Below are 4,591 nucleotides of genomic sequence, written 5' to 3'. Positions count from 1 at the left end.
GCACTGCCTGCTTGTTGAAAAACACGCCGGGCGCAGCTTCGGGGCCGTAATGCTCGCGGAATTGTTTGATGAACGTTAGCGCTTCGCTCGTGGTAATTGCGTGGTTTTCCTCGCCGGTGAATGTTTTGAAATTGTGCATGGCGAAACTCCTTCCCAGATAGAAATGAGAATAAATAGAAATATGAGTTGTGCCGGCAGGCTATACAAAAAACTGCATAAATGCAAATGGTTTTGTTTGGAAAACAAAAAAACAAGCCCATGGTATTCTTGCTTTGCATTTCTGCTGGGAGCTTTTGGGTGCACTGAAAACCGCTCTTGGGACAGGTATTTTTTAAGCGTCGAAGTGGCTAAAGTGCAGCTTGTGGCGTTTTTCGTATTTGAATGATGCCGATTGTGAACAAAATGTTGTGGATAATATTGACCACCGCGTGAACTTTGAATAATGCATCTAGTGTTTCCCATTGCTTCGTGAACATGAAAGCAAAAAGAACGAGGGATGCGCTGTAGTAGAGCACCATCGCAAGCAATATCCAGAAACGATAATCATTTGTAAGGTTTACTGTCATTTGACGCCATAAATCTTGTAAGGTTAGGAAAGCAAAAATACTGAGCAAAAGAAGGGCAAGAGGCCTGGTTATGAAGTTGGCTGTGTCTGCTGAAAAATTCTCAAGACCGATCACTTTGGTGAAGACAAAGAAAGAAATATAAAGTGGAATGCTAAAACGTATTAATTGAGCAAATGTAGCGTTGAGTTGCCAAACCGCAAGAATACTCGCGATTAAAATGTATTCCAAGAATGTGAAGATGTGAAAAATCCATCCACTATGTTTGCCAAATAAACCAAGAAAATGCAAAATAGTTTCAGTTACAACAGCTAGGGCAAAAAACATCCACAACAGGAGAAGAGCTTTTGACCGATTATGATAAGATTTGAAGAATACCGTCACAGCAACAAACGGCAAAAATGTTGAAATGCTCGAGCATAATACAATGATTGGGTTGTTCATCTCTTCCTAACATAGAGAAATGCGAACCGCAGCAATGTGATTTTTGCCGGCAGGTTATACAAAAAACTACACAGATGCAATTGATTTTGTATAGAAAAGAAAATCCCAAGCCCATCTGTATTTTCGCTTTGCAGATGGGGCTTGGGTTGACAATGATCTGTTGTTATCAAGCAGTAGGATCTATCATCGATTTGTGCGTTTGGCTAATCCCGCGGTTCAAAAGATTGGGCCAACCGCAATACGGCGGACACATTGTAGACAGTTCAACCATCGGACCGTAAAACATCTCCGCACCGAATTTGTCCACACACAGCATCACCATCACGCGCACGCCGTCCTTGTTCGCGCCGAAAAAGCAGCGCAAACCGACGCATTCGGGATGATCGAGCAGCCGTTGCACCGCTTGCTTGCCAAAGAAACCGCCTTTGGGCTGGCCGGGCGGCAGATTCTCTTGATAGCGCGCGGTAAGCTCCGAGGCTTCTTGCAGTGAAATACCGTGGCTCACAGCGGCGCGATGGTAGCGGCCGCGGTCGTCCAGCGGCGGATTCATCATCGAGAGCTTGAGCGGCTCGCCTTCGAGCAGATCATTTCTACTCGTATTGGTTCCCACCAGCACAAGCTGTGTTTGATCGAAGCTGTCCACGCCATAATAATAGCGCATGCCGACGGCGTGCGGCTGATCGAGAATCGCCTGCACCGCTTGTTTGTCAAAGAACACGCCGGGCGCCGCTTCGGGACCGTAGTGCTCGCGGAATTGCTTGATAAACGTGAGGGCCTCCGCCGTGGTGATGGCGTGATTTTCCTCGCCGGTGAACTTCCTGGCATCTTTCATCGTGGTCTTCCTTTCTTGTGGAATTTTGATGATTAAATTCCACGGCCGTGGAGAACTTGATTTGAGATGCGCGCGCAAACATGCTTAATACCAAAGTCGTACCACGATGAAATGGCCTAGAGACGCAAAGCGGTGTTTAGAAAAATCAAAGGATTAAACGGAGGCGAGGGAATATCGTGCCGTTGTCACAACACAATGAATGTGGGGTAGAGTCCATTCGTATGGAGAGAAGGCCGCACGGTGCTGCAAACGGCGGGAAGAGAAACAGCGAATTTTCTTTAGCCACGGATCAACACGGATTTTCACTGATTTTTGTTTGAGGATAGTTTTGTGGAAAAAATGAAATCCGTGTTTGATCAGTGTAAATCCGTGGCTAAAAGGCTTGCGTCCCTTTGTCACAACAAAAGGAATGCAGGGTGGAGTCCATTCGTAGGGAGGCAGGCCGCACAGCGCTGCAAAAGCAGGCAAGAGAAACAGCGAATTTTCTTTAGCCACGGATGAACACGGATTTTCACTGATTTCTGTTTGAGGATAGTTTTGTGGAAAAAATGAAATCCGTGTTTGATCAGTGTAAATCCGTGGCTAAAAGGCTTGAGCTCCTTAGCTACAGATGCGAAAACCACAATTTTTTAAAAGACTTTTTTGTAGAAGTTCATTCCACAAACCATTCGCGCTTGATGCCGAACGATTTCATTTTTTCGATCAGGGTTTTGGGATCGACCTCGGCGCGAGCGATGGCATTTTTTTCCACGCCTTTGGCCTCGCGCAGCAACGCGATAATGAAATTGTATTCGAAGGCTTTGATCAGCGCATCTTTTGCCTGCCGGAATGGAATATTCAGCGCCTGCGCCACTGCAACATGCAACTGATCGTGCCAGTCATATTTGGCATTTTTGTCCTCGGAAGAATGTCGGCCCGCGATGAAATTGCGGCTGCGATACGCTTCGGGCAGGAATTGCGCATAGAAACTATCCTCGGCCGCAGTGAAGCCGTCAGGACGGGAGGAATGCGCCACTGCCAGGCGGCTGAGATGATGCGGCTGCATCACCTGATCATCATCGAGAGAAATCAAAAGCCCGAACGCCGCATTGTCGACGATCTTGTCCAGCTCACGAATGTTTCCGGGAAAATGGTAGCGCAACAGCCAATCGCGCGCTTCCGGCGCAAATCGAATCTGCGTGCGATGGCGTTCATTGAAGGTTTGAAGAAATTTTTCCGCGATCAACAACACATCGCGGCCGCGCTCGCGCAGCGGCGGCAGGGTGAGCGTGCGGCCGCGCTCGAGGCGATCCAGCAAATCCGGCATGAACTTTTCCTCGGTGACGAGCTTCTTCAAATCCTTGTTGGTGGCGAAAATGAGACGCACGTCGGCGCGATACACCGTATTGGAGCCCATGCGGCGGTATTGTTTCTCCTCCAAAAAACGCAGCAGTTTTTTTTGCACGTCGAGCGTCAGGTTGCCGATTTCATCCAAAAACAGCGTGCCGCCCTCGGCGGCGTTGATCAAACCCTCGCGTTTTTGATCCGCGCCCGAGAATGCGCCCTTTTCATGGCCGAACAACTCGGAAGCAAGCAGGGATTCGGCGACGGTGCAGCAATCGAACGCGATCATCTCTTTCTTGCTGCGGCGGCTGGCGCGGTGCAATGCCGCTGCAACCAGCTCCTTGCCGGTGCCGGGTTCTCCGAGAATCAGAACATTGTACTCGTCGTAGTCTTTCATCACTTCGATGAATTGATAGACCTGCTGCATCGCGGGGCTGGTGCCGACCATGTCGCGATAGCCCTTGATGCGCGCCAGTTCATCACTGACATGTTGCATGTGGCGCTGCCGGCGCTCGCGTTCGCGGCGCTGCGCCAGCGTGTTGTCCAGCGATTGGCGCAGCGGGCCGGCCAGTAATTCGGTCAACTCGTGCAACAACTGCCGGGTTTCCTGATTGAATTTGGCTTCTTCCTGGCGATGATCGAGATAAACCACGCCGAACACCTTCTCGCCCTCGCACAGCGGCGCGCACGCAAATGACAGCAGCTTTTGATTCAAAATCGTCTGCTTTGAGTGTTCGGGATCGTCGAAGCGCGGATCCGTCATGGCATTTTCACTCACGATCACCTCCTGCGTCAGCCGCGCAAGCGCCACTACGTTTTTGCTGATCCGGCTCAATTCTTCATCGTCGAGATCCTGGCCGTGCTGCCGCGCTCTCTTGAAGGCAATGCTGCCGGTTTCGTCATACAACTCCAGGCAGCCGCGTTCCGCGCCAGTGTAGTCGCTGACGAGATCGAGCACCACCGGCAGGGCATTCTCGACTTCCGTCATCGCCAGGAGGGATTTAATGGTTGGTAGAAGCGTCGTAATCTGAAAAGCCATGGCATACTCCCAAACTGTTGTCGCAAGAAATCCCTACAAACTCAAAATTAGTATCTGAATTTTGCGCCAAGTCTGACCGAATCCGCGATAAGCGCGGGTTTGATCAAGACGCCAATCTACCAATTGGGTGAGGCACAAAAAATTTTACACGAGAACTTGCCGGCAACTCCGAAGAAACGAAATGGTTATAGTCATGCGCGCACGCCGTTTTTACAAACTCCGATAGGAGAGGCATGTTCTTTTCATCGAAAGATCAAGGTTTAGAATCGAGCCCAAGCAATATTTCACTCCTCGGAGTTTTGAAGGGTGGTGGGGCGGATTTTACTATAAACATTCCACCGCTTCGCGGTTTGTTTAAGACGATTATCGATTCTTTCTTGTCATATCTCA

Annotated in this window: 3 protein-coding genes; all 3 read right to left on the bottom strand. The window is 49.5% G+C overall.

Translation table 11 applies throughout. The features are described from left to right. Positions 1–347 precede the first annotated feature (347 nt). The 3 genes from FBQ85_26910 to FBQ85_26900 all read right to left on the bottom strand — a co-directional run bounded on the left by FBQ85_26910 (position 348) and on the right by FBQ85_26900 (position 4,201). On the bottom strand, positions 348–1,007 hold the full coding sequence (locus tag FBQ85_26910) for a hypothetical protein (GenBank protein MDL1878765.1): 660 nt from the start codon (positions 1,005–1,007) through the stop codon (positions 348–350). 166 nt (positions 1,008–1,173) lie between these two features. Beyond that, positions 1,174–1,839, bottom strand: a complete 666-nt coding sequence (locus tag FBQ85_26905) for a hypothetical protein (protein MDL1878764.1) — start codon at positions 1,837–1,839, stop codon at positions 1,174–1,176. Positions 1,840–2,491: 652 nt separating this feature from the next. Continuing rightward, positions 2,492–4,201 (bottom strand): GAF domain-containing protein, encoded by a 1,710-nt coding sequence (locus FBQ85_26900; GenBank protein ID MDL1878763.1) that lies wholly within the window; start codon positions 4,199–4,201, stop codon positions 2,492–2,494. Positions 4,202–4,591: the final 390 nt, after the last annotated feature.

This window comes from Cytophagia bacterium CHB2 (assembly GCA_030263535.1).
Classification (GTDB): domain Bacteria; phylum Zhuqueibacterota; class Zhuqueibacteria; order Zhuqueibacterales; family Zhuqueibacteraceae; genus Coneutiohabitans.
Note: the sequence above shows the minus strand (reverse complement) of the source record. Positions and strands in the feature narration are given on the sequence as shown.